The following is a 1617-nucleotide window of genomic DNA, read 5'->3' as shown; positions in this document are numbered from 1 at the left end:
GGTCGGGGCCGGGCCCAGCGGGATCACGACGCCGACCGAAGCCAGCACGTCGCCGAACCAGCTTTCGTTCGGAGCCGAGATGCTCTGGTCGTCGAAATCAGCGCGGTAGGCCACTTCGGCGCGGACAGCAACGCGCTTTTCGAAGGTGGTCTGCAGGCCGACGCCRACCTTGGCGGCGAAGTTGCCGTCCTTACGCTCACGCGGACCATTCAGGTTCAGCGAGTTGTACTCTTCTTCCGACTTCTGGTAGCCCAGACCCATCAGCAGGTATGGGTTCCAGCCACGGCCTTCGGAGATGAAGTGGCGGCGCAGATCGACGGACACGCCGTACTGGCTCCAGTTCAGATCCTGGTTCGCGTCGAAGTTCGGGTTCTGGTAGTTCAGCTCGCCGTCCAGCGACCAGTTGGGGCTGATGAACTTACCGAGGCCCAGGGTCACGAACGGAGCGTCGTTGGTCAGACGGTCGCTATCCTGGAAGTTGAAGCCGGCCGAACCGGTCAGGTACCAGCGGTCATCAAAATCCTGCGCCGATGCAGCCTGGGCGAAAGCCAGACCGCCCAGCAGCGCGGCAGTAAGGATCTTCTTGTTCATTGAGTACAGCTCCTATTTCGGGGGTATGAAACCGGTAGAGGCATGGGCCAGCACCTGCGTCGTTTTCAGACTGCCGATTCAGCACGCCACCGCCGCGAACATTATGCTCAGGCGAGTGAAGGTGATGTTAACGGTCACGTAACATGTGAAGACGACGGCCAGACCTCTACCGGTCCAGCTGGTGGCACCCTATACAGGTTGATGAAATTCCGCAAGACCCAGCAATGACAAGGGTTTCGGCTTTTTTGCCTGCATTTCCGCTGTGCAATGCCGTATTCCAGCGTTAACGCGTCCTTACGGGTGATTCAGCGCAGTAACAGCTTTGTCAGCAGCCGTATGATGACGAACAAGCCAGCGCTGGAGCCGCCATGAACGCTGTGGGTTTGACCCGTTACCTGCCGATCGACGATCCCGACGCACTACTTGACCTGAACGTTGCGCAACCCGGCCCGCCCACAGGCGCGGATCTGCTGGTGCGCGTGCAGGCCGTTTCCGTCAATCCGGTGGACACCAAGCAACGTGCACCGCGCGCGCAGCAGGAAGATCCGCCGCGCATCCTTGGCTATGACGCGGCGGGCATCGTCGATGCGGTGGGGCCGGAGGTCACCGCGTTCGCGCCGGGCGATGAGGTCTATTACGCCGGCGATGTCACCCGACCGGGCTGCAATGCGCAATGGCAGTGCGTGGATGAGCGGCTGGTCGGGCGCAAACCGGCCACGCTTGATTTCGCCGACGCGGCGGCGCTGCCGCTGACCGTACTGACGGCGTGGGAACTGCTCTTCCAGCGCATGCCATTACAGTTCGATGACCGTCGACATGCCGGCCAGGTGATGCTGATCATCGGCGGCGCCGGTGGTGTCGGCTCGATCGCGATCCAGTTGGCCCGGCATGCCGGTTTCACCGTGGTGGCCACCGCCTCGCGCCCGGCATCGGCGGACTGGTGCCGGCAGATGGGCGCCGCGCACGTCATTGATCATCGCCAGCCGCTGCCGCCGCAACTGCAGGCGCTGGGCATGGAACAGGTGC

2 protein-coding genes are annotated in these 1617 nt (G+C 62.7%); one reads left to right on the top strand and one right to left on the bottom strand.

The annotated features are described in order from the left end of the window. The coding region (locus ACXJKH_RS20210; protein WP_457322034.1) for a porin family protein at nucleotides 1-591 on the bottom strand (591 nt) is incomplete at its 3' end. A 368-nt stretch (nucleotides 592-959) separates the two neighbouring features. Here ACXJKH_RS20210 and ACXJKH_RS20205 point away from each other — a divergent pair. Then, a partial coding sequence (locus tag ACXJKH_RS20205; protein ID WP_457322032.1) for a zinc-binding alcohol dehydrogenase family protein occupies nucleotides 960-1617 on the top strand: 658 nt, incomplete at its 3' end.

This window comes from Stenotrophomonas sp. P5_B8 (assembly GCF_054049855.1).
This window is presented reverse-complemented; position numbering and strand designations above follow the sequence as displayed.